Annotated in this window: 23 protein-coding genes; 17 read left to right on the top strand and 6 right to left on the bottom strand. The window is 72.0% G+C overall.

Annotated features, from left to right (window positions below; translation table 11 throughout):
* Positions 1-99 precede the first annotated feature (99 nt).
* Positions 100-1,302, top strand: a complete 1,203-nt coding sequence (locus A4R43_RS01500) for a serine hydrolase domain-containing protein (protein WP_205215201.1) — start codon at positions 100-102, stop codon at positions 1,300-1,302.
* A 17-nt stretch (positions 1,303-1,319) separates the two neighbouring features.
* Here A4R43_RS01500 and A4R43_RS01495 read toward each other — a convergent pair whose 3' ends face one another.
* The 3 genes from A4R43_RS01495 to A4R43_RS01485 all read right to left on the bottom strand — a co-directional run bounded on the left by A4R43_RS01495 (position 1,320) and on the right by A4R43_RS01485 (position 3,084).
* Complete coding sequence (locus tag A4R43_RS01495) at positions 1,320-1,955, bottom strand: dienelactone hydrolase family protein (RefSeq protein WP_113690613.1); 636 nt, start codon at positions 1,953-1,955, stop codon at positions 1,320-1,322.
* A gap of 3 nt (positions 1,956-1,958) precedes the next feature.
* Positions 1,959-2,369, bottom strand: coding sequence for a DUF2267 domain-containing protein (locus tag A4R43_RS01490; RefSeq protein WP_113690612.1), 411 nt, complete (start codon positions 2,367-2,369; stop codon positions 1,959-1,961).
* A gap of 88 nt (positions 2,370-2,457) precedes the next feature.
* Entirely contained in the window at positions 2,458-3,084 is a 627-nt protein-coding gene (locus A4R43_RS01485; protein WP_113690611.1) for a TetR/AcrR family transcriptional regulator, read from the bottom strand.
* Between the two features lie 111 nt (positions 3,085-3,195).
* On the opposite strand from A4R43_RS01485, the gene A4R43_RS01480 reads away from it, so the two are divergent.
* Both A4R43_RS01480 and A4R43_RS01475 read left to right on the top strand, forming a co-directional pair.
* Positions 3,196-3,975: an SDR family oxidoreductase gene (locus A4R43_RS01480; RefSeq protein ID WP_113690610.1), complete on the top strand. Its 780-nt coding sequence runs from the start codon at positions 3,196-3,198 to the stop codon at positions 3,973-3,975.
* Positions 3,976-4,055: 80 nt separating this feature from the next.
* Complete coding sequence (locus A4R43_RS01475; RefSeq protein ID WP_113690609.1) at positions 4,056-4,964, top strand: universal stress protein; 909 nt, start codon at positions 4,056-4,058, stop codon at positions 4,962-4,964.
* A gap of 2 nt (positions 4,965-4,966) precedes the next feature.
* On the opposite strand, the gene A4R43_RS01470 is transcribed toward A4R43_RS01475, so the two are convergent.
* Positions 4,967-5,785, bottom strand: coding sequence for an ANTAR domain-containing protein (locus A4R43_RS01470; protein ID WP_205215200.1), 819 nt, complete (start codon positions 5,783-5,785; stop codon positions 4,967-4,969).
* 226 nt (positions 5,786-6,011) lie between these two features.
* On the opposite strand from A4R43_RS01470, the gene A4R43_RS01465 reads away from it, so the two are divergent.
* Positions 6,012-6,713 (top strand): OmpA family protein, encoded by a 702-nt coding sequence (locus A4R43_RS01465; RefSeq protein WP_236808700.1) that lies wholly within the window; start codon positions 6,012-6,014, stop codon positions 6,711-6,713.
* Positions 6,713-7,936, top strand: a complete 1,224-nt coding sequence (locus tag A4R43_RS01460) for a polysaccharide pyruvyl transferase family protein (RefSeq protein ID WP_236808699.1) — start codon at positions 6,713-6,715, stop codon at positions 7,934-7,936. Before A4R43_RS01465 ends, A4R43_RS01460 begins: the two co-directional genes overlap by 1 nt.
* Positions 7,937-8,089: 153 nt before the next feature.
* Here A4R43_RS01460 and A4R43_RS01455 read toward each other — a convergent pair whose 3' ends face one another.
* Positions 8,090-8,668 carry a dihydrofolate reductase family protein gene (locus A4R43_RS01455; RefSeq protein ID WP_113690607.1) on the bottom strand — a complete coding sequence of 193 codons (579 nt, stop codon included), beginning with the start codon at positions 8,666-8,668 and terminating at the stop codon, positions 8,090-8,092.
* Positions 8,669-8,872: 204 nt separating this feature from the next.
* Between A4R43_RS01455 and A4R43_RS01450 the strand changes: the two genes are divergently transcribed.
* From A4R43_RS01450 to A4R43_RS01400, 11 genes are all read left to right on the top strand, one after another.
* Entirely contained in the window at positions 8,873-9,466 is a 594-nt protein-coding gene (locus A4R43_RS01450; protein ID WP_113690606.1) for a hypothetical protein, read from the top strand.
* Positions 9,467-9,693: 227 nt separating this feature from the next.
* Positions 9,694-12,075 carry a helix-turn-helix domain-containing protein gene (locus A4R43_RS01445; protein ID WP_113690605.1) on the top strand — a complete coding sequence of 794 codons (2,382 nt, stop codon included), beginning with the start codon at positions 9,694-9,696 and terminating at the stop codon, positions 12,073-12,075.
* 118 nt (positions 12,076-12,193) lie between these two features.
* On the top strand, positions 12,194-13,387 hold the full coding sequence (locus A4R43_RS01440; protein WP_113690604.1) for a hypothetical protein: 1,194 nt from the start codon (positions 12,194-12,196) through the stop codon (positions 13,385-13,387).
* Positions 13,384-13,794 (top strand): hypothetical protein, encoded by a 411-nt coding sequence (locus tag A4R43_RS01435; protein ID WP_113690603.1) that lies wholly within the window; start codon positions 13,384-13,386, stop codon positions 13,792-13,794. The genes A4R43_RS01440 and A4R43_RS01435 overlap by 4 nt, the downstream gene beginning before the upstream one ends.
* A complete protein-coding gene (locus A4R43_RS01430; protein WP_113690602.1) occupies positions 13,791-14,588 on the top strand; it encodes an ESX secretion-associated protein EspG in 798 nt (265 codons plus the stop codon). Before A4R43_RS01435 ends, A4R43_RS01430 begins: the two co-directional genes overlap by 4 nt.
* A gap of 32 nt (positions 14,589-14,620) precedes the next feature.
* Complete coding sequence (locus A4R43_RS01425) at positions 14,621-14,968, top strand: YbaB/EbfC family nucleoid-associated protein (protein ID WP_113697277.1); 348 nt, start codon at positions 14,621-14,623, stop codon at positions 14,966-14,968.
* A complete protein-coding gene (locus A4R43_RS01420; RefSeq protein ID WP_113690601.1) occupies positions 14,965-15,285 on the top strand; it encodes a type VII secretion target in 321 nt (106 codons plus the stop codon). The genes A4R43_RS01425 and A4R43_RS01420 overlap by 4 nt, the downstream gene beginning before the upstream one ends.
* A complete protein-coding gene (locus A4R43_RS01415; RefSeq protein ID WP_113690600.1) occupies positions 15,282-16,247 on the top strand; it encodes a hypothetical protein in 966 nt (321 codons plus the stop codon). The genes A4R43_RS01420 and A4R43_RS01415 overlap by 4 nt, the downstream gene beginning before the upstream one ends.
* A complete protein-coding gene (locus tag A4R43_RS01410) occupies positions 16,244-17,362 on the top strand; it encodes a serine hydrolase domain-containing protein (RefSeq protein WP_113690599.1) in 1,119 nt (372 codons plus the stop codon). The genes A4R43_RS01415 and A4R43_RS01410 overlap by 4 nt, the downstream gene beginning before the upstream one ends.
* Positions 17,363-17,364: 2 nt before the next feature.
* Positions 17,365-18,450, top strand: a complete 1,086-nt coding sequence (locus A4R43_RS01405) for an alpha/beta hydrolase (protein ID WP_113690598.1) — start codon at positions 17,365-17,367, stop codon at positions 18,448-18,450.
* A 77-nt stretch (positions 18,451-18,527) separates the two neighbouring features.
* Positions 18,528-18,926, top strand: a complete 399-nt coding sequence (locus A4R43_RS01400) for a ChaB family protein (RefSeq protein WP_113690597.1) — start codon at positions 18,528-18,530, stop codon at positions 18,924-18,926.
* Positions 18,927-19,046: 120 nt separating this feature from the next.
* On the opposite strand, the gene A4R43_RS01395 is transcribed toward A4R43_RS01400, so the two are convergent.
* On the bottom strand, positions 19,047-19,964 hold the full coding sequence (locus tag A4R43_RS01395; RefSeq protein WP_236808698.1) for a PfkB family carbohydrate kinase: 918 nt from the start codon (positions 19,962-19,964) through the stop codon (positions 19,047-19,049).
* Between the two features lie 73 nt (positions 19,965-20,037).
* On the opposite strand from A4R43_RS01395, the gene A4R43_RS42510 reads away from it, so the two are divergent.
* Complete coding sequence (locus tag A4R43_RS42510) at positions 20,038-20,175, top strand: hypothetical protein (RefSeq protein ID WP_162788264.1); 138 nt, start codon at positions 20,038-20,040, stop codon at positions 20,173-20,175.
* Positions 20,176-20,308: the final 133 nt, after the last annotated feature.

Raw genomic sequence — 20,308 nt, 5'->3', positions numbered from 1 at the left:
GCCGCCGGAAGCGGCCGGCCCGGGACGGCCAGGATTTCTTGTCCGCCGTTGTCAGCGCGGTGGCGGTCCGGTGTCAGCGCGGCCGGTGATCGTTGTCCCATGCACAACACAGCGGAAACGAGCAGCAAGGGCCGGGCCTTCCGGCGAGCGGGTGTGGTGGCGGCGCTGGTGGCCGGGCTGGTCGCGCCCGGGGTGGCGGCGGCCGAAAGCACCGAGGCCCAGCGGCCCGAGTTGCAGGCGGTCATGCAGCAGTTCATCGACACGGGCTTCACCGGCGTGCAGCTGCGGGTGAACGACGAGCGCGGCGAGTGGGCGGGCAGCGCCGGAGTGCGGAAGCTGGGCCAGGCCGCGAAACCGCCGACGAACGGGCTGTTCCGCATCGGCAGCGTCACCAAGACCATCACCGCGACCGTGGTGCTGCAACTGGTGGCCGACGGCAAAATCGGGCTGGACGACCCCGCGGCCGGCTACCTGCCGGAGTTCGGGCTGGACCGGCGGATCACCGTGCGAATGCTGCTGCAGCACACCAGCGGCGTGTTCAACCACACCGGCGACTACACCGCCGACGGGACGTACGAGCCGGGCGTGACCTGGTCGGGCCAGGACTGGGTGACCGACCGGTTCCGCTCCTACCGGCCGGAAGAACTGGTCCGCCTCGCGCTGGCCAAGCCGCTGCGGTTCGAGCCGGGCACGGCGTGGCGCTACTCGAACACGAACTACGTGCTGGCCAGGCTGCTGATCGAGCGGGCAACCGGCCATTCGTACGTCGAGGAGACACAGCGGCGAATCCTGCGCCCGCTCGGGTTGCGCGGCACCGTCATGCCGGGCACGTCGCCGGAAATCCCCGGCCCGCACGCCCACGGTTACTACCGGTACGAGGAAAACGGCGAGCCGAGGACGGTCGACGTGACCCGCCAGGACCCGTCGTGGATTTCCGCCGGTGGTGATCTGATCTCCACCACCAAGGACCTCCAGAAGTTCATTTCCGCGCTGCTGGGCGGCAGGCTCGTGCCGGCCCCGCTGCTGGCCGAAATGCGCACACCCGACCCGGCGATGGGCTACGGCCTCGGCCTGTTCGTTCAGGACGGCACCACAGAGTCCCCGTTCCCGCCGCCGAGCTGTGGCGCGCCCGTGGTCCACCACAACGGCAACGTGCAGGGCTACGCGACGGTGATGTACAGCTCGCCCGACGGCAGCCGGACGGTGACCGGCTCACTGACCTATGTGGACGATGCCGCGCAGTCCGTCGGCGGGGCGTTCCAAGCGGGCCTGCAGCGAGTCGTGGACGCGGTGTTCTGCTGACCGACCTGGACGAGGTGTCACGCCACCAGATGCGCGCCGAACCAGTTCGACGCCAGGCGGGACACCTCGTCCAGGGCACCGGGTTCTTCGAACAGGTGCGTCGCGCCCGGCACGATCTCCACCCGCGCGCCGAGCTGGGCGGCCGCCGCCTGGTTGAGGTCGAGCACCGGGAGGTCCAGACCACCGACGATCAACAGCGTCGGTGCCCGCACCTCGGCCAGCGCCCCACCGGCCAGATCCGGCCTGCCGCCCCGCGAGACCACCGCGCGCACGGCATCCAGCCGCGCCGCGGCGACCAGGGCGGCCGCCGCTCCGGTGCTCGCACCGAACAACCCGACCGGCAGGCCGCGCACGGCGTCGCGCTCGCCAACCTGCTCGACGGCGGCGGCCAGCCGCTCGGCCAGCACGGGAATGTCGAACCGCAGCTCACCGGTCCGCCGGTCGGCGCGTTCTTCGCGCTCGGTCAGCAGATCCAGCAGCAAAGTGGCGAACCCGTTGTCCTGCAACACTTCGGCCACGGCACGATTGCGGCGGCTGTGCCGGGAACTGCCCGAGCCGTGCGCGAAGACCACCACTCCACTGGCGCCTTCGGGCACCACCAGGTCCCCGGCCAGCTCCACCCCGGCGGGGCCGACGACCACCGACGCGGTCACGGCCTACTCCAGCGACCCGGTCGACCCGGCATCGACGAGTACGCGCAGGTCGTCGGGCAGCGACTCCCGCACGTTGTGCACCACCCCGCCGACGGTCGCTTCCCGCAGCACCTCAAAAACCACGCGGGAACGATAGGTGGCCTCCGGCTCGCCGGTGCGCGACCGCTGGGCCACCCGGTGGATGAATTCGTCACGGCCGAACGACTCGCCGGTGCCGGCACCGCCCAGGGTGACCGTCCGGCGCAGGTGCTCCGCGATCTCCTGCGGCAGCTGACCGGCGAGGTTCTCCGCGAGGTTTTCCGGGATGCGCTCGCCGAGCGTTTCGAGCGTCGCGCGGGTCGCGGCCTCCGCGTCACCACGGCTGGGCAGCTGGGCCCGGTTCTGGACCTGTCCGATGAACTGGTCGTGCTGCACGCCGGATCACTCCTTTCCCGTTTCGATCCCGCCGCGGGCTGTCGAAGGCGACTACCCGCCACCCGGAGCCGAAAACCCCGACGGTTGCTCAGGCATCCGTCGCGGCGTACCGGGCGGCGACGGTGCGGACGGCCTCGTCGACCACTTGATCGGCGCGTTCGGCGCTCACCTGCCAGTCCGGCACCAGGAGTGCGGGCCAGAAGACGTAGTTGGAGATCATGCCGAGGAACTGCGTGGCGGCGAGGTCGGCGTCCTCGATCCGCACCGTTCCGGCCTCGTGCTCGGCCAGGAGGTAGCTGCGCACGGACTCGTAGTAGGGCATTTTCCCTTGTGAGAACTGCGCATGGGCCAGTTCGGGAAAGCGCGGCAGTTCGGCGATGACGATCCGGAAGAGGTCGGTCATCTGCGGGCGGCTCAGCAACGCGGCGTACCGGCGGCCGATGGTGGTGAGGCCGTCGACGATGTTGCCCGCCGGCGGCGGATCGTCCTCCTCCGCGGTGGACCAGGACTCGGTGACGATGGCGTCGAAGAGGGCGGCCTTGCTCGGGAACTGCTTGAACAACGTGGCCCGGGAAACGCCGGAGCGCTCCCCGATCCGCGCCAGTGACGTCCGGTCGTAGCCCAGTTCGAGGAACAGTTCGGTCGCCGCCGTCACGATCAGCGCGCGCTTTTCCTTGGCGACACGCTGGTGGTACGCCGACAGGCCGTGGCTCATGGGCGGAGCATACGAGGTGAGTGGCTTGACTCACCACTGCGACCAGCCTAGGGTCAACGGCGTGGTGAGTCGATCGACTCACCACTGGCTCACTCCCCGAAGGAACCTCTGATGCCCCGCTTCGACAACCAGACCGTGCTCGTGACCGGCGGGACCGGCGGCCAGGGCTCGAGCCACGTGCGCGCCTTCCACGCGGAGGGGGCGAACGTGGTCATCGGCGGCATCGACGCCGGACGCGGCGCCGCTCTCGCCGACGAACTCGGGACTCGTGCTCGCTTCGCCCACCTCGACGTCAGGGACGAAAGCTCGTGGTCCGCCGCCGTGCTAGCCGCCGAGAACGCCTTCGGCGCGCTGAACGTGCTCGTCAACAACGCGGGCGTGCAGAACCCGCCCGCGACGATCGAAAACACCGATCAGGCCACGTGGTCGCGCATCCTCGACATCAACCTCACCGGGACCTTCCTCGGCATCAAGGCCGCCGCTCCCGCGCTGCGCCGGGCGGCGGGGGGAGCCATCGTCAACATCGCCTCGACCATGGCACTGGGCGGCACGGCGCACTACGGGCCGTACGTCGCCAGCAAGTGGGCCGTGCGAGGACTGACCCGGACGGCAGCGCTCGAACTCGGCCGCGACCGCATCCGCGTGAACACCATCCACCCCGGCGTGATCGCGACGCCCTTCATCCACGAACCAGCAGCCGGCGCCACCGCGGCGATCGCCGACTTCTACTCCCCCGAACCGTTCGCCATCCCGCGGCTCGGCGAACCGATCGACGTCACCCGGCTTCTGCTGTTCCTCACGTCAGCAGACGCGTCGTTCATCACGGGGTCGGAGTACGTCATCGACGGTGGGCTCCTGCTCGGTCCCGCCCTGCAGGCCCAGACCGCCTGATCACAACGCGGTCACGGTCGTGTGTGCCCCGCCGCGCCGCGGGGAACGCGGAGGGCGGAAAACCGGCAAAGGAGAGCAAAATGGGTGTTCCGGCAGGCGTGGCCCAGGGCGCGGTGCTGACCGGGTTCGACGGATCGGACGGCGCCCGCCGCGCGGTGGCGTGGGCCGCCGAAGAAGCCGTGCGGAGTCAGTGCGCGCTGCTGATCGTGCAGTGCTTCGAGTGGACGCCGCCGATCATGGACGGCTGGGCCGGCGTCGGCTACACCACCGATGTCGGCGGCGAACGCCTGCGACAGCAGGCCGAGCAGCAGCTCAACGAGATCGCGGAAAGCACCCGCCACGCGAATCCCGGGCTGGTCGTCGAAACCGCGCAGCTCGACGGCAGTGCCGGGACCGTGCTGCCCCAGACCGCCGAGGAACGGCACGCCGGGCTGATCGTGGTCGGCGCGTCCGGGCACGGCGCGCTGGCGCGGGCACTGCTCGGCTCCACCGCCGCCGAGCTGGTGCGGGCGGCCCGGCATCCGGTGATCGTGGTGCGCGGGGACGAGGTGGACGGTCCCGACGCGCCGGTGGTGGTGGGCGTGGACGGCTCGGCCCTCAGCGACCGCGCCGTCGAATTCGCCTTCGAGTTCGCCGCGCGGCACAACGCGCCACTGGTCGCCGCGCACGCCTGGTCGGACTGGCCGGTGGGGCTGCTGGCCACCGCGCCGATGGCCCCGATCGGGCGGGACCGCGAGGACGACGCGCTGCGGCAGGCCGTGCGGTCCCACGTCGACCAATACGCGACGCGGTTCCCCGATGTGCGCTACGAACTCGAGTTCTCTCGCGACACCCCGGCCCTGCTGCTGACCGACCTGGCCGCGCGGGCGCGGCTGCTGGTGGTCGGCAGCCACGGCCGCGGCCCGATCGCGAGCACCTTCCTCGGCTCGGTCAGCCACGCCGTGCTGTACCACGCCCCCTGCCCGGTCGCCGTGCTGCGCGGCGACTGAGGTCAGCCGGCGGCCGCTTCGGTGAGGGCCCGCCACACCATCTCGGCCGCCCGCCGGCCGTCCGCCCCGGCCCGCACCTGGCGACCGCCGGCGACGGGTTGCTCGGCCGGCGCCTGCCCGATGTGCTCGACCAGCGCGAGCGCCAGCTCCCGCAGCTTGACGTTGAATTCCTGGCTCGCCCGCCGCAGCACCGCCCACGCCTCGTCGGCGTCGCAGCGCCGCAGGGTCATGATCGCGCCCTTGGCCTGTTCGATGACCGCCCGCGACGCCAGCGCGTCCAGCATCAGCTCCGCGTCGTCGGCGTTGCGGTCGGCGACGTGGGCGATGGTGATCGCGCTGGCGACCAGCCGCTCGTGCCTGGCCAGCACGGCGAGCGTGCGCCGGTCGGCGGCGCGGTCCAGGTAGGCCGACAGCACCACCACCCCGCCGCCGTCCCACACCCCGGGCACCGCGCCCACCCCGCGCACCTTCGACACCGCGTCGAAGTGCCGGTCCGGTACCTGCTCGCGCACAGCCTCCAAGGTCAGGTGCGGCCAGCGCGGGTCGCCCCACAGATCCGCCGTGGCTATCGGCTCCTCCCCCGCCGCGACCAGCAGCGAAGGCCCCCACAGATGCCCGGTGGTGATCGGCGGCAGCACCTCGCCCACCCCGGTCGCCGCCAGCACGTGCAGCCGCCCGCCACCCCGCTTCGGCGCCGGGTGCGCGATGCTGATCGCCGTGCCCACCTCACCGGGCACGTCACGGCGCACCCCCGCCAGCACCCCGTCCAGCAGCACCGTCAACGGCGTCTCGGCGCCGTCCCCCGGCTCCATGAAAGCCATCCGTACCCCTCAACCCAGGCGGACCAGGCGACCGCGCGGCCACCCAGCATTCCACAGGAGCCGGTCGCCGCGCTGTGCTCGCGGATCGGCGGCGCCTTCATGTCAGTGGTTTCACATTCATCGGTGTGCTTTTCCTGAGTTCGTCCCTCGATCGGGTGGGCCGCGCGGGGAATTCCGCAAGCATGCGAAAGCACACCGGAACCGTGTTGATCAACCGGGTTTCCTGGTGGAACACCGCGCACCCCCCGCACTTGCGTCAAGGGACACATCGCCGATTTCCGGCACCGCCGCGGTTGCCGGTCAATCGGGTTCGTGTTCGGATGCCAGCCATCGGCCCATCACCAGCCAAAGCGGATACCGAAGGCAAAAAGGGAGTTCGAATTTCATGCGCAGGAAAATCGCCCTGACGGTAGCGGGCGCCGCGATGGTCGCCGGCCTGGCCGGCGCGTGCGGCTCGGAGGATTCGTCCGGCTCTTCCGGCGCGAACGACGCGGCTTCGCCCAGCGGAGCCGCCGCGCCTTCACCAGGCGCCGGTGACGCTCCGGCCCCGGCACCCGGTGAAGGCGACCCGGCACAGGCGCAGGGCGGCCCGGCCCAGCAGGTGACCACGGCGATCGAGCAGGCGCTGCAAAAGGCGCCGGTGACCTTCACCCCGGAGAATGCGGAACTGACCGCCGAAGCCAAGCAGTCGCTGGAACAGATCGCCAAGGCGATGCAGGGAAATGAGGTCAAGATCAAGGTCGCCACCCACGCGGGTTACCCCGATGCGGCGAAAGCGAAGGAACTGTCCGAAAAGCGCGCCGAGGCAATTACTTCGGCTTTCGAAGGATTCGGCGTGAGCAAGGACCGCGTGCAGGCCGAAGCCACCGGAAACGAGAAGGCGCAGGACGAGCAGGCGTTGCAGACGCAGATCAGCGTCGCCGGGTAGTGGCGACGACGGACAACCGCGCGGGTGGCCGATCGGCCACCCGCGCTTCGGCGTCTCCGGCCGTGCGCCGCTGCCACTACTTGGTCGGCCCGAGCGGTTACCCCAACTTCGGCGACGAGCTGATCGCGGCGACCTGGCTGCGCTACCTGGCGGTGGCCGATCCGGAGGCGGACGTCTGGCTCGACACGCACTCCCCCGGCCCGGCGCAGCTGCTGCTCGACGGCCTGCACCCCCGGCTGCGCTGCACGGACACCCTGTGGCGCCTGTGCGCGGAAGCGCCGTCGGCGGATCCGTGGGAGGTGGCCGACTGGGTGCAGTCCGCCGTGCACGACCCCGGCCGGGCGCCGCGCTGGGACGCGGGCATCGAGCTGCTCGGCCGGACCGACGTGGTGCACCTGATCGGCGGCGGTTACCTCAACGCGCTGTGGCCGCGGCACGTCGGGCTGATCGCGGGCGCCGCGGCCGCCGTCCGGCGCTCGGGTGGCCGCGCGGCGATGACCGGCCAGGGCCTGATGCCGTTCCCGCCGGGTGCCGCCGACCTGCTCCGCTCGCTCACCGACCGGTTCGCCGTGGTCGACGTGCGTGACGCGCCCTCGGCCGAACTGCTCGCCGGGGGCACCCGGCCCACCTGCGACGACGTTTTCCTCGACCCGCCGTCCCCGTCCGCCGGGCAGGCCCGCGAGTTCGTGCTGTGCGTGCAGTCCGACATCGGCGAGCTGCCGCCGTCCGCGCTGGCCGCCCAGGTGCTTGGCCTGCTCCGCGCGTGGGACGTCCGGCCCGCGCAACTGGCGGTGGTCGAAGGCATCCCGGGGGTGGACCGCACCATCCCGGCACTGCTGGAGCACGAACTGGACGGCGCCGAGTTCCACCCGTTCCGCGATGTCTGGCGACACGGCCTGCCGCTGGCGCCGGGGCAGACCTGGATCTCCAGCCGGTACCACACGCACCTGGTGGCGGCGGCCGCCGGCGCGACCGGCGTGGCGCTGAGCGTGTCGTCGCAGTACTACACGCCCAAGCACCGCAGCCTGCTCGACCTCGGCTCCGGCTGGACACTCGCCGACGCCGGAACCGGTGACATCCCGGAACGCCCGGGCGGAACGGGCTTCGCTCCGCAGGTCGTGCGGCAGTGCTTCGAAGCGAAGCGGTCGGTCGCGGAAGCGGTGTACGGGACACGGGTGCCCGAGGACCGGGGCGGCCGCCTGCTCCGCCGGTTCCGCCGCTGACCCGAGCGCAGCACGGAATACGCCGCGCGCAGGTCACCTTCCCGCAAAAGGCCAGGTCACCTTCACGCCCGACGGCCTCTGCCACCGCGCCGCCGGCATCCTCACCGGCAACCCGCCCGGGGTCGCCGCCACCACCGACGTGGTCTGAACCCCTCAGGGGTGCAGCGTGGGCCGGTAGACCAGTTCCTGGATGTGCCCGTCGAGCGTCCGGGTCTGGAGGAGTTCGAGGTCGAAATCGGCCGCACCGGCGAAGATCGGGGCCGCACCGGACTGACCGGTGAGCACCGGGAACACCGTGACCTGGACGCGGTCGACCAGGCCGGCGGCCATCAGCGTCCGGTTCAGGAACAGGCTGCCGTGCGAGCGCAGCGGCACGGCGGACTCCTCCTTGAGCCGGGCGACCACCTCGACGGGGTCACCACCGGCGACCGTCGCGTCCGGCCAGTCGAACGGGCCCTCCAGCGTGTTCGACACCACCGTGGCGGGCAGGTTGCGCAGCCGGGTCACCCACGGGTCGCGGGCCTCGTCGAACTCGCTGCCCTCGGCCAGCATCCGCATGTTCGCGCGGAAGGTGGTGGCCCCGAAGACCATGCGCTGCTCCTCGCTGTAGAGCGCCAGCCGGTGCGCCAGCAGCTCGGGCCCCTGCTTGCCCCAGTAGCCACCCCAGTCGCCGGTGGTGGAGCCGTAGCCGTCAAGGGTGGAAAAGACGTCGAAGGTGTAGGTCGCGGTCATCGTGTGCTCCTCGCGTGGGGTTGATTCGGTCCCTTCACCTCCACCACGAACGGGCCCGCCCGTATTCGACATCTCCGCGACTTCGTGCCACTCCCGCGTGTTTCCGCTGGTCACGCCGACCGGTCAGCAATGGCCGGGTGCTGCCCTCGTGGGAAATTCACCATTGCCTCCACCATCGGTGCCCCACTCGCGGAAGGGAGCACGATGGTGAACGACCGCCCACGGCGGCGTGTGGTGCAGTTCGGGGAGACCGGCCCGCCGGCCGAACCCACCAGCGCCGTGGAAGTGGTGGTGGACAGCGACCTCAGGGTGACCGACGTGGTGCTGCGCGCCGACTGGCGCGAGTCGGTGGGCTCCGGCGGGCTGGGCGAGGCCTTGCGCACGGCCGCGAACGACGCGCTGGCCGCCGGGCTCGTCGAGCAACCGGACCACCGCAAACCGGAAACCGTGACGCGGGAACTGTTCGCGTTGGTCGACCGCGACCTGGAACGGTACGAACGACAGGTACTCGACAGCATCCACAGCGCCCTCGCCGTGCCGGGCGAGCAGGGGGTCAACGGCAGGATCGAGGTCCGCATGTCGCCCGGCGAGGTCACCGAGGTGACCGTCGACCGGTGCTGGGCGGACAGCGCCCGGCACACCGAAATCCGCGCCGAAGCCCTCAGCGCTTTCCAGGCGGCGGCACGGCGGCTCGCGTCCGGTGGCCCGGGCACCATCGAGCTCCCGTCTTCACTGGCCCGGCTGCGGGAACTCGCCGGCGACCCGGCGGCGCTGCGCCGGCAGCTCGGCCTTTCCTGAACCACACCGGAAACGACCGGACCGCCGTGTTCCACGGGGACAAGTGGCCGCCCGCCACCACCGACTACGCGACGCTGTCGGGCGCGAGCGTCCGCGACGGCGACCAGAGCGAGTGGGAAGTGGCCTGAGTCACTTCAAGCCGTGCTGGTTGGCCAACTCCCGTTCTCCCGCTGTGGGTTTCTCACTAAGATCGTCCTGCCCGCCCACCTGCATGGAGGATCTCCGACGTGGCCAACCGTTTCGGTGTCCTCCTGCGCGACGCGCGGCGGCGGGCCGAACTGACCCAGGAGCAGCTGGCCGCGCGGTCCGGCGTCGGCGTGCGGACGATCCGGCGGCTGGAGAACGGCGGCGGCAACGATCCCCGCATCGGCACGGTGACGCTGCTCGCCGACGCGCTGGACGTCGGCCCGGACGAGCGGCGCAACCTGCTGGTCGCGGCCGGTGGCACCCCGCCGCCGCCCGAGCCCGCCGAGCCCGCGGAAGCCGCGCCCACCACGAACACCGCCCCCGCCCCGGCCGCGCCACCCGTGCCGGTGCCCAGCCGCCTGCCCGCCGTTCCGCCGGTGGTCTCGGCGGCGGCCGACGACCTGGCCAGGGTGATCACCGCCCAGCTGCGGCGCGAGGAGGAACTGCGCCGCGTGCACGACCCGTTCCCGTTGCCGGTGCGCTGGCGGCAGGCACCCGAGCACCTCGCCGACCACTGGGACAACGTCTGCCGTGTCCCGGCCGGGGTCACCGCCACCCCGCTGGACCTCTCCGGTGAGGTCGGCGACATGGCGGGCGTCTACCGGCGCGTGCCGTCGCGGCGGCTGGTGGTGCTGGGGCGCGCCGGCTCGGGCAAGACCGTGCTGACCCTGCGGTTCGTGCTCGACACGCTGGCCACGCGCACCCCCGGTGACGTGGTGCCGGTGATCTTCAGCATCGGTTCGTGGGATCCGACCACCACGCCGCTGCGCACCTGGCTGGTCGAAATGCTGCAACGCGACCACCCCGGGCTGGCCGCCGCCGCGCCCGGCGGCGCCACGCTCGCGGCCGTGCTGGTCGACACCGGCCGCATCATGCCCGTGCTCGACGGGTTCGACGAGATCGCCGAGGGCCTGCACCGCCCGGCGATGGAGACGCTCAACTCGCTGTCCATGCCGCTGCTGCTGACCAGCCGGTTCGACGAGTACGAGCGCGCGGTGACCATGGTCGACGTGCTCACCTCGGCCGCCGTGGTCGAGCTGACCGACCTCACCCCGGACGACCTCGCCGGGTACCTGCCGCGGACCGCCCGGCGGGTCTCCCCCGGCAGCGCGGCCACGGCGTGGGACCCGGTGCTCGACGCGTTGCGCGACGGCGAAACCGGTCCCGCCGCCCAGCTCGCCGAGGTGCTGAAGACCCCGCTGATGGTGGGGCTCGCGCGCACCGTCTACAGCGACCCGCGCGACCGCGACCCGGCGGACCTGCTCGACGCCGAACGCTTCCCCACCGCGCAGGCACTCGAAGAGCACCTGCTCGACACCTTCGTGCCCACCGTCTACCGCGGGCAGGCCGAGGACGGCACGCGCACCTGGGACGCCGGGCAGGTCCGCCACTGGCTGGGCTGCCTCGCCGACGACCTCGACCGCCGGGGCACCGGCGACCTCGAATGGTGGCGGCTGGGCACGTCGAACCTGCTCCGCCGGTCCCGCGTGCTGCTGGTGATGGCGTTCGCCTGGCTGGCCACCAGCCTGGTGGTCTGGCTGGTGTTCAACCCGATCAACACGCTGGTCTACGACTGGCCGCTGCGACCGTACGTGGTGCTGGTGGACGGGCTGGTCAGCGGCTCGGTGATCGGCATCCCGTGCGCGCTGCTGTACCTGCTGATGGTGATCCGCAAGGGCGGCATTCTCGAGCCGACCCGGGTCCGCGTGCGGTTGTTCGACCGGTCGGCGAGACAACCGGGGATTCGGCGCAAGATCGCCGGCCGGTTCGTCACCGGTACCGCCGTCGGCGTGCTGGCGGGGTGCACCTACGCGTTCGTGGTGACCTTCGTGCACGCGCTTTCCCCCGACCTGTCCATCGCCGACGACGCCGGGCTGCTCCTCCGCACCATCGCGCTCAACGCCGCGCTCTTCGGGCTGGCCTTCGGCCCGGCCTGCGGTGCGCTGCTGGCGCTGGTGGTGGTGCTGGAGGCACCCGCGAACCTGGACACCGCCACCAGCCCCGCCGACCTGCTGGCCGGAAACCGGGTGACCGCGCTGCGGCTGGCCGGGCTGCTCGGCCTGGCGCTCGCGCTCGCGATCGGCTTCGGCGGCTTTGTCATCACCAGCGTGCTGGACGGCTTGTCCGGCCCGGCACTGAGCATCACCTGGACGCCCAGGGCCGGGGTGCTGCTCGGGCTCACCGGGGGGCTCTCCGCCGGTTTCGCGTACCTGATCGGCTTCACCGCCTGGGGCCAGTGGCTGCTCTTCGCCCGGTTCCGCCTGCCGTTGCTCGGCAGGCTGCCGTGGGCGGTCGGCACCTTTCTCGACGACGCCTACCGGCGGGGTGTGCTGCGGCAGTCGGGGGCCGTCTTCCAGTTCCGGCACGCCCGGCTCCAGGAACACCTAGCGAAGACCCACCGCGCCGGTCAGTCCCGACACTGACGCGTTCTCCCTGGTCAGACCCACCGGCCAGGAATGGCCGCCCGATGCCCTTCCGCGCGAGGCCGCCCCGGCCGGAGGGTGAGCACACCGAGTTGGTGTGACTCGAAAGGGGATTCGGGTGGCGAGCGAGACGGCCGGGACAGGCCCGTCCAGCGTGTGGGATGTGTACTTCGGTCAGCCGGCGGCGCCGGCGGGCAGCGTGAACTGGGAGGCGTACAGCCACGAAGAGCTGTACCAGATGTTGTGGCAGGACGCGGACGTCGCCGACGTCAGCACGATCGCCGCGGAGTGGTCCGAGCACCGGACGGCGTTGACCAACCACGCCGAGGTGCTGCGTGAGCAGCGGGCCGCGCTGCTGGCGGGCTGGACGGGCTCGGGTGCCGAGGAGGCCGCGCGGCGGCTGGGCGCGCTCGCCGACCGGGTGGAGAAGCTGGCCGAGCTGGCGCTCGCGGGTGAGCAGGCGGCGGGGCAGGCCGCCGAGGCGCTGTCGCGGGCGCGGGCGATGATGCCGCCACCGCCGGGTGACCCGGCCGCGCCGATGACCGACGCGGTGACCAACTGGGCGGGCGTCACCGGCGCCCCGGCGCCGACCGGCGGAACGCCCGTGTGGGACCCGGCGAAGTTCGCCGGGTTCGGCGTACCGACACCCCCGGCGCCACCGCCACCACCTCCACCGCCAGCACCCTCGTCCGACACGGGCACCGCGTTCGGCGCCGTCGGCGGTGCCGGGTTCAGCTTCTACGTCGGCGCCGGGACCACCGACATGCAGAAGCAGCAGGCGGTCCGCGCGATGCAGAACTACGAATCCAGCCTGACCGACTCGAGCCGGATGATCGGCGAGGCGCAGAGCACGATCCCCGCGGCGGCCTCGATGCCGCCGAGCAGCAGCACCACGCAGGCGTCGGCCGCGGGCGCGACCACGAACGGCACGCCGTCGTGGCAGAGCCTGGTCGGCTCGGGGGACCCGGCGACCACGGCCAGGACCGGCAGCGTGGCCAAGGGCGTGGCGGCCGGTGCGGTGGCCGGGGTGGCCGGCGGCGGGCTGAACTACGCCAACCAGCTGGCCCAGGGCCTGCGCAGCGGCGCGATGGCCATGCAGAGCAGCCAGGCCGCGGCGGCGCGGATGGCGGCCGAGATGGCGGCGCGGTCGGGCGCGATGACCGGCATGGTGCCGCCCGGCGCCGGTGCGGGCCGCGGCTCGTCCGACGAGGAACACGAGAACCAGCTGCCGACCATCGACCACGGGCTGTTCCCGGCCGCCGAGCCGGGCAGCGAAGCGGTCATCGGCCTGCCGCCGGAGGAGTACCGATGAGCGACGGGCGCGGTATCGAACTCGATCTGGACCTGCTCGACGGCCGGATCTCCACGCTGACCGAGCTGGGCGACCTCACCAGCGACCTGGTGGCCACCGCGTGCCGCCTGGCCGAGCGGCTGCCGATGCTCGGCACCGCACCGCCCGCGGTGCACCTGGCGATGCGGTTGCGTGAAGCGGCGGGCAGTTCCGGCCTGGCCGGCGAGATCGAGGCCACCGTGCGGGAAGTGCGGGAGTACCAGGAGATGCTGGCCGAGGCCAAGGGCAAGTACCAGGACCACGACACCAGGTCCGCGGAGGACCTGAAGGCCGGTGCCGAGTCCGAAAGCGGCTCCGGCGGCTCGAACGGTTCCCCTGGCTCGAATGGTTCCGCCGACAAGCTCAGCCCGGCGGGCCGTGCGTCATGACCACCACCGAGACCTCCGTCCTGTTCGGACTCGTCGAGCTGGACCTGCTCCGCACCTACGCGGGCACCCGGTTCCCGTTCCCGCTGCGGGTGCCCTCGTTCGGCCGGATCGAGGGTGAGCGCCGCGAGCTGCTCGCCGCCGCCGGGGCGGCGCTGGCCGAACGCGGTCTCGCCTCGGCGGACGGGCCGTGCGGCCTCGCCGAGGACCTGGTCACCGCATTGCGCGAGCACCGGAAGTCGGTCGACCTGGTGGTGGTCAGCGGGCACGGCGACGCCGCCTCGGTGACCGGGGTGGTGGCCATGCTCACCGGCCACCGGGCGGTGGTGTGCAGCCAGTCGATCGGCGGCACCCCCGGCCCGGTCACCGTCACCGAGGTCCCGGACGACGCGCTGACCGGCGAACTCGCCCACTGGATCCCGAAGGCGGAGGCCGCGTCCGCCTTCCCGGTCACGCTGCCGCCCGGTGTGGTCGGTGACGCCCTGCGGTTGCTGGAAAACACCGCGGGCACGGCCGCACCGAAGAACCAGGTGCGCACCCTGGTCCGCGAACGCGGTGGTGACGAGGCCGCCGTGGACGCACTCGTCACCCTCCTGCCCGCGGTGACCGGCCGCGGGCAGCTCGGCGCCGTGCTGCGGGCGGCATCGGGCGCGGCGGACCGGCCGCTCGAACTGTCCTGGCTGGACAGTCCACAGGGGAGAGTCAGGGTGGACAGCGACGACCGCGGCTGGGTGAGCGTCAACCCGTTGCGGCACAGCGAACTGGTCCGGACACTGCGGGCCGCGGCAGCACAGTGATCACCACGAGAGAGCACAGCAAGGGGAACACCATGGAACCAGCACAATGGCTGGCGGACTACCGGGACCGCCTCGAACGCGCCGCGGAGGGCGCCCGGCAGGCCAGCGACAGCCTGCGGCAGGCCGGGGCGACCGCACGCTCGCCCCGGGGCGAGGTCACCGTCACGGTCAGCGCCGCGGGCGCGCTCGAAGGCGTGCAGCTCACGCCGATGGCCCGCAAGCTCGAAGCCGAAGCGCTCGCCGGGTTGATCGTCAGCACCGCGCGTGAAGCGCAGCGGCAGGCCGCCTCGCAGGTGGCCGAGGTGATGGCGGGATATCTCGGCGACAACGCCGCGCTCACCCAGATCACCCAGCACCTGCCCGCGGAGGTGGTCCGATGACCACGCCACAGTCGTCCGAGGTGGACCCGGAGCAGCTGCGCTCGCACGCGAGCAGGCTGGCCGCGCACGCCGACCAGCTGTCCTCGATCGGTGCCGGGCTGCCCGGCGAGCTGGGGGCCCAGTCGCTGGGCATGTTCGCGCAGTTCATCACCGCCGGGCTGGGCGCCGCGATGACCGAGACGATGGGCGCCTTCAGCCACGCGGCGTCCACATTGGACAAGGTCGGCGACGGCATGCGGGTGGCCGCCGACCGGTACGAGCACGGGGACGAAGGGCACGCCCAGCGCATCGCCGGGCTCGAGGAGGGCGGCCGATGAACGGCACCACGACCGCGGAGGCCCCGGCCTCCGCGCTGGAGATCAACACCGCGCTGGCGGACCTGCGGATCGCCGGGGAATCCGTCGGCAACAAGGAATGGCTGTCCGGCGACCTCGCCGGAGAGCCGCCCGTTTCGCTGAGCATGCTCGGCTCGACGGCCAGCCCGCTGTCCGCGCTGGCCAGCGCCGGTTGCGACTTCCTCACGCCGGTCATCTCGTTCCTCGAGGAACCGCTCGGCCAGCTGCGCGGTGAGCCGGACTCGGTGTCGGGTCCCGCCGGGCAGCACCAGCAGGCCGCGCAGGGCGCCACCACCGTCGCCGACGACTACGGCTCCACCGCGGCGAACGAGACCAGCGAATGGTCCGGTGAGGGCAAGCAGAACTACACCGAGACGGTCACCAAGCTGATCGACGGCATCAAGACCGTCGCCGAAGCGGCCGCCACCAACGCGAAGGCGATCACCGCCGCCGGTGAGGTGGTGGCCCAGGTGGTCGACATCGTCACACGGCTGATCACCGAGGCCGTCGGCAAGATCGTGCCGATCATGACCGAGGCGATCGCGGCGGCGCCCGCGACCTTCGGCGCGAGCATCGCGCAGGCGATCCCGCAGTGCGTGGCGATCGCCGTCGACTACGGCGGGCAGATCGCCGGGAAGCTGGCCGCCCTGCTGTCCAGCGGGGAGAACCTGGTGAAGCTCATCGAAGGCGCGGTCGGGGTGCTCGACGTGGCCAAGGAAGGGCTCAGCGTCATCGGCGACCTGGCAGGCGGCGCCTCCGGTGAGACCGGTGAGTCCTCGTCGGCCAGCGGGGACAAGTCCGAAAAGGACTCGGACGACTCGGGTTCCTCGAAGGAAGACCGCCCCGAAGAAACCGAAGAAACCGAGGAAACCGGGGAATCCGAAGAGACCGTGCGGAATCCGCTCGACGGCGAGTGGACCCGGGTCCGCGAGGAGCAGTCATGACCGGGCGAGGCAGGCGGCGCCTGTCCGCGGTGGTGGGTGCCGCCGTGCTCGCCGTCGCCGCGCTCACCCCGGCCGCGCACGCCCAAGAGCACGCCGCCACCCAGGAAGTGCTCAACCGGTACCAGCAGAAAGCCGGTCCCGGCGCGGCCGTGCACGCCGGGCAGGGCGCCGGGAGCTGGACGCTGTCCGCCGGGTCCGCCAGCGTCAGCGAGCAGCGCGCGATCAAGCCGGGCGACCACTTCCGCATCGGCAGCCAGACCAAGACCTTCACCGCGGCGGTGGTGCTCCAGCTCTTCGACGAAGGCCTCGTCGAACTGGACGCGCCGATCGAGAAGTACCTGCCCGGGGTGGTCACGGGCAACTACGACGGCAACGTGATCACCGTGCGGCAGCTGCTCGACCACACCGCCGGGCTGGTCCGCGACCCCGCGGGCGCGAAGGCCGAGCCGGACGGCCACTTCACCCTGGCCGCGCTGGTGCAGGCGGCGATGGACGACCCGCCGCAGGGCACGCCCGGCGGGCCGCACCTGTACTCCAACGCCGGTTACCTGGTGCTGGGCATGCTGGTCGAGAAGCTGACCGGGCAGTCCATCGGTGACGCGATCACCAGCCGGATCATCACCCCGCTCGGGCTCACCGGCACGTCGTTCCCGGCGCGCGGGCAGCGTGCGCTGGCTTCCCCGTTCGTGCCCGGCTACCAGGGCATCCGGGTGGGTGGCTTCTTCTTCTGGTACAACGCCACCACGCTGGTCGAGCTGTCCTCGTGGAGTTCGGCCGCGGCGATGGAGTCCACCATGGAGGATCTGGTGCGGTTCCAGCGCGCGCTGGCCGCCGGTGAGGTCGTCTCGGCCAAGGCGCTCGCCGAGATGCGCACCACCGTGCCGCTCGCGCCGGATCCGCCGATGGGGTACGGGCTCGGCCTGTTCTCCATGGGCCTCTCGTGTGGTGGCGAGGCCTGGGGCCACAACGGTGTGCTGCCCACGGGGCACGCGTCGATCACTATGGTCACCGACGACGGCCGGTTCGCCTCGGTGATGACCAACACCAACTTCGTCACGGCGGATCCGTCGTCGCTCGACGTGGTGGACACCGCCCTGTGTGAAGGAGAGTCGTGAGCATGCGACGTGGGAAGTCGGCGGTCCTCGGGGCCGCCATCGTGCTGGCCGGGGTGCTCGGCCTCACCGGCGCCGCTCCCGGCGCACAGGCGCAGACCGCGCCGCCGGTGTTCACCGACGGGCACGGGCTGACCGTGGTCAAGCAGCCGTGGTGGGTGGACGAGCACCAGCGCACCTTCAAGTTCGTGGTCAAATCCACCGAGGTGCCCCGGTACTCGGCGATGGCCGGGCAGGTCTCCGGTGAGCACGTGATCATGGTGACGCTGCCGGAGGGCTACGACACCAGCGGCGGCACGCGGTACCCGGTGCAGTACCACCTGCACGGTCACCCCGACTACCCGGACACCCGGCTGAACCAGCAGATGTTCGAGGAGTCCACCGCCGGTGGCGTGCCGCTGATCTCGGTGGCGCCCAACGGTTCCGGCCGCGGCTGGTACACCAACTGGGTCAACCCGCCCGCCGAGCTGGGGCCGCAGAACTGGGAGAACTTCCACCTCGGCCAGGTGGTCCCGTTCGTCGACGCGAACCTGCGCACGATCGCGTCCCGCGAGGGCAGGGCGATCTCCGGGCATTCGATGGGCGGCTTCGGCGCGATGCACTACGCGGAGCGCAGGCCGGAGCTGTTCGCCTACGCCGGTAGCTTCTCCGGCGGGCTCGACCTGCTGAACCAGGCGCAGCGGGCGGCCGTGGTGGCCACCACGCAGCTGCCCGGCAGCGGCACGCCGACGGTGGCGCCGGACGCCATCTTCGGGGTCCCGGTGTGGCCGCTGGACACGGTGTGGAACGCCGAAAGCCCGGCGCAGCACGTGCGGTCGCTGCGTGGCATGGGCGTGGCGCTGTACACCGGCAACGGCGGGAACCTGGCCGAAAACCCGGTGCAGGCCGTGACCGAAAGCGTGGCGCGTGACACCAACCTGGTAACGCGGGACAACCTGGCCGCCGCCGGGATCCCGCACACGTTCGTCGACTACGGCGACGGCAGCACCTGGGCCGAAGGCTGCAACGGCAAGCACGCGCAGCCCGCGTGCCTGAAGGCCGACATGAAGCACTTCACCGGGTTGCTGATGGCGGGCCTGGCCCATCCGTGACCGCCTGGCGGGCCGCGTTTGAAGCGCGGCCCGCCGGGTAGGCGCGTGGGGTAACCGAGGCAGGAGGGAGCAAGGACATGCCCGGTCGCGAAGACCTGCCCAGCACCTTGCGGCGATCCCCGCGCAAGGCCCAGGACACCTGGGTGAAGGCCCACGATTCCGCGCTGCGCACCTACGGCCCCGGCCGTCGCGCGCAGCAGACCGCGTTCTCCGCGCTGAAGCACGGCTTCGAAAAGGTCGGTGACCACTGGGAGCCGAAACAGGGGCGCGGCCCGTCCGACCCGCAGGCGGCGGGCGGCGCCGGGCAGCCCCCCCGGCCGACGCACGGCGGCGTGGACGCCAACGCCAGCAAAACCCATCTCTACGAACGCGCCCGCCAGCTAGGCATTCCCGGGCGGTCACGCATGTCCAAAGAGGACCTGGTGCACGCGCTCGAAAAGAGCAGCCGCCGCGAAACCGCGAAGGCGCGCGGCTGAGGCGGCCTAGCGAAGTCCACGGCCGAGGTGGACTCGGCCGTGGTGCTCGACGCGGTCGCCCAGCAGCGCCGCGACCGCGGCCTGCCCGCGACTCGAGCGATCACAAGCGGTCTCGATCGGTCACGAGCGGGCCAGCTCGGCCAGGTGCGGTGCCAGTTCCCCGGCGGCGAGATCCGGCCGCCCGCCCGGCCGCGCGACGGTGGCTCCCGAAGCGGCCACCGCCAGCGCGGCCGCCTTGTGCGGTCCGGCGCCGCGGGTGAGCGCGAAGGTGAGCGCGGCGACCATGGCGTCACCACCGCCCGTGGTGTCGACGGGCCGTCCGCCGGTCAGCGGCAGCACCACTTCCCCGTCGGGCCAGACGAACGCGTTGCCGTCCTGGCCCGCTTCGAGCACCACCAGCGAAGGGCCTTGGTCGAGCAGTTCACGTCCGGCACGCAGGGCCGCTTCGGCTGAATCCAGCTGGTAACCGGTCAGCAGCTCGCCTTCGCGCTGGTCGACGCGCAGCACGTCGGCCGACGCCAGCAGCGCCCTGGTGTTGTCGGCGGGTGCGCCATCGAGCACCACGCGCCCGTTGGCCATGCGCGCGGCGGCCAGCGCGGCGTCGGAGGGTTGCTGGAGCTGCACGACCACGGAGGAAGCCGCGGTCAGCGTGGGCGCGGCGGCCTGGATGTCGTCCTCGGTCAGCTTCTCGGGCAGGTGTTCCAGGTAGCGCCAGTGGCCGTCTTCGGTGAGCAGTTCGACGATCAGCCCGGTCTCGGCGCCGGGGCGGCGGACGACGCACCTGGTGTCGATGCCGTCGGCCTGCGCACGAGCGAGCACGTCGTCGGCGACGCGGTCGTCACCGACCACCCCGATCAAGCTCACCGCCGCACTCAGCTGCGCCAGCGCGACCGCGATGTTGGCGCCCTTGCCGCCCAGCATCTCCTGCCGCCGGCCGACTTCGGCGGAACCGTGTGGTGGTGGCAGTTCCGGGACGTGCAGCACCAGATCGCGGCCGACCTGCCCGGCTACCACCACTTCGGGAGCACGTTCGTCCACGTTCGCGCGGTTACCCATCGGCGCTTGCCGGAAACGGAGGTTTGCCAGCCGGCACACCGGGTACCGCGTGGTCATGACTTCTTCCGAGCCCGAAGAGCCCGATCGCACCACCGACCGGGAACTGAGCGGCGCCGATGAGCTGTCGCCGGAGGCCCAGCGGGAGCTGGCCAACCGCGAGGCACACCGAACCCGGGAGGAACCACCCGGCTGAAAACGGGAGGAACCACCCGGCCGGAAGACCGGAATGGCGCCGGCGGCCTCGCCCCGGGCGCCGAGCTGCCGTTCCCGCGCAGGGTGGCTCGTCAGGCAGGTGTCGCACGGACCAGCCTGACGAGCCACCCGCC

It is taken from the genome of Amycolatopsis albispora, assembly GCF_003312875.1.
Classification (GTDB): Bacteria; Actinomycetota; Actinomycetes; order Mycobacteriales; family Pseudonocardiaceae; genus Amycolatopsis; species Amycolatopsis albispora.
This window is presented reverse-complemented; position numbering and strand designations above follow the sequence as displayed.

Coding starts and splice junctions, on each gene's coding strand:
- A4R43_RS01485 (WP_113690611.1), bottom strand. CDS start 3,084: ATGAGCCACGGCCTGTCGGCGTACCACCAGCGTGTCGCCAAGGAAAAG.
- A4R43_RS01455 (WP_113690607.1), bottom strand. CDS start 8,668: ATGACCGCGACCTACACCTTCGACGTCTTTTCCACCCTTGACGGCTAC.
- A4R43_RS01405 (WP_113690598.1), top strand. CDS start 17,365: ATGCGACGTGGGAAGTCGGCGGTCCTCGGGGCCGCCATCGTGCTGGCC.
- A4R43_RS01425 (WP_113697277.1), top strand. CDS start 14,621: ATGGAACCAGCACAATGGCTGGCGGACTACCGGGACCGCCTCGAACGC.
- A4R43_RS42510 (WP_162788264.1), top strand. CDS start 20,038: ATGACTTCTTCCGAGCCCGAAGAGCCCGATCGCACCACCGACCGGGAA.
- A4R43_RS01450 (WP_113690606.1), top strand. CDS start 8,873: ATGGTGAACGACCGCCCACGGCGGCGTGTGGTGCAGTTCGGGGAGACC.
- A4R43_RS01400 (WP_113690597.1), top strand. CDS start 18,528: ATGCCCGGTCGCGAAGACCTGCCCAGCACCTTGCGGCGATCCCCGCGC.
- A4R43_RS01470 (WP_205215200.1), bottom strand. CDS start 5,785: ATGGCTTTCATGGAGCCGGGGGACGGCGCCGAGACGCCGTTGACGGTG.
- A4R43_RS01435 (WP_113690603.1), top strand. CDS start 13,384: ATGAGCGACGGGCGCGGTATCGAACTCGATCTGGACCTGCTCGACGGC.
- A4R43_RS01415 (WP_113690600.1), top strand. CDS start 15,282: ATGAACGGCACCACGACCGCGGAGGCCCCGGCCTCCGCGCTGGAGATC.
- A4R43_RS01480 (WP_113690610.1), top strand. CDS start 3,196: ATGCCCCGCTTCGACAACCAGACCGTGCTCGTGACCGGCGGGACCGGC.
- A4R43_RS01420 (WP_113690601.1), top strand. CDS start 14,965: ATGACCACGCCACAGTCGTCCGAGGTGGACCCGGAGCAGCTGCGCTCG.
- A4R43_RS01430 (WP_113690602.1), top strand. CDS start 13,791: ATGACCACCACCGAGACCTCCGTCCTGTTCGGACTCGTCGAGCTGGAC.
- A4R43_RS01475 (WP_113690609.1), top strand. CDS start 4,056: ATGGGTGTTCCGGCAGGCGTGGCCCAGGGCGCGGTGCTGACCGGGTTC.
- A4R43_RS01500 (WP_205215201.1), top strand. CDS start 100: ATGCACAACACAGCGGAAACGAGCAGCAAGGGCCGGGCCTTCCGGCGA.
- A4R43_RS01410 (WP_113690599.1), top strand. CDS start 16,244: ATGACCGGGCGAGGCAGGCGGCGCCTGTCCGCGGTGGTGGGTGCCGCC.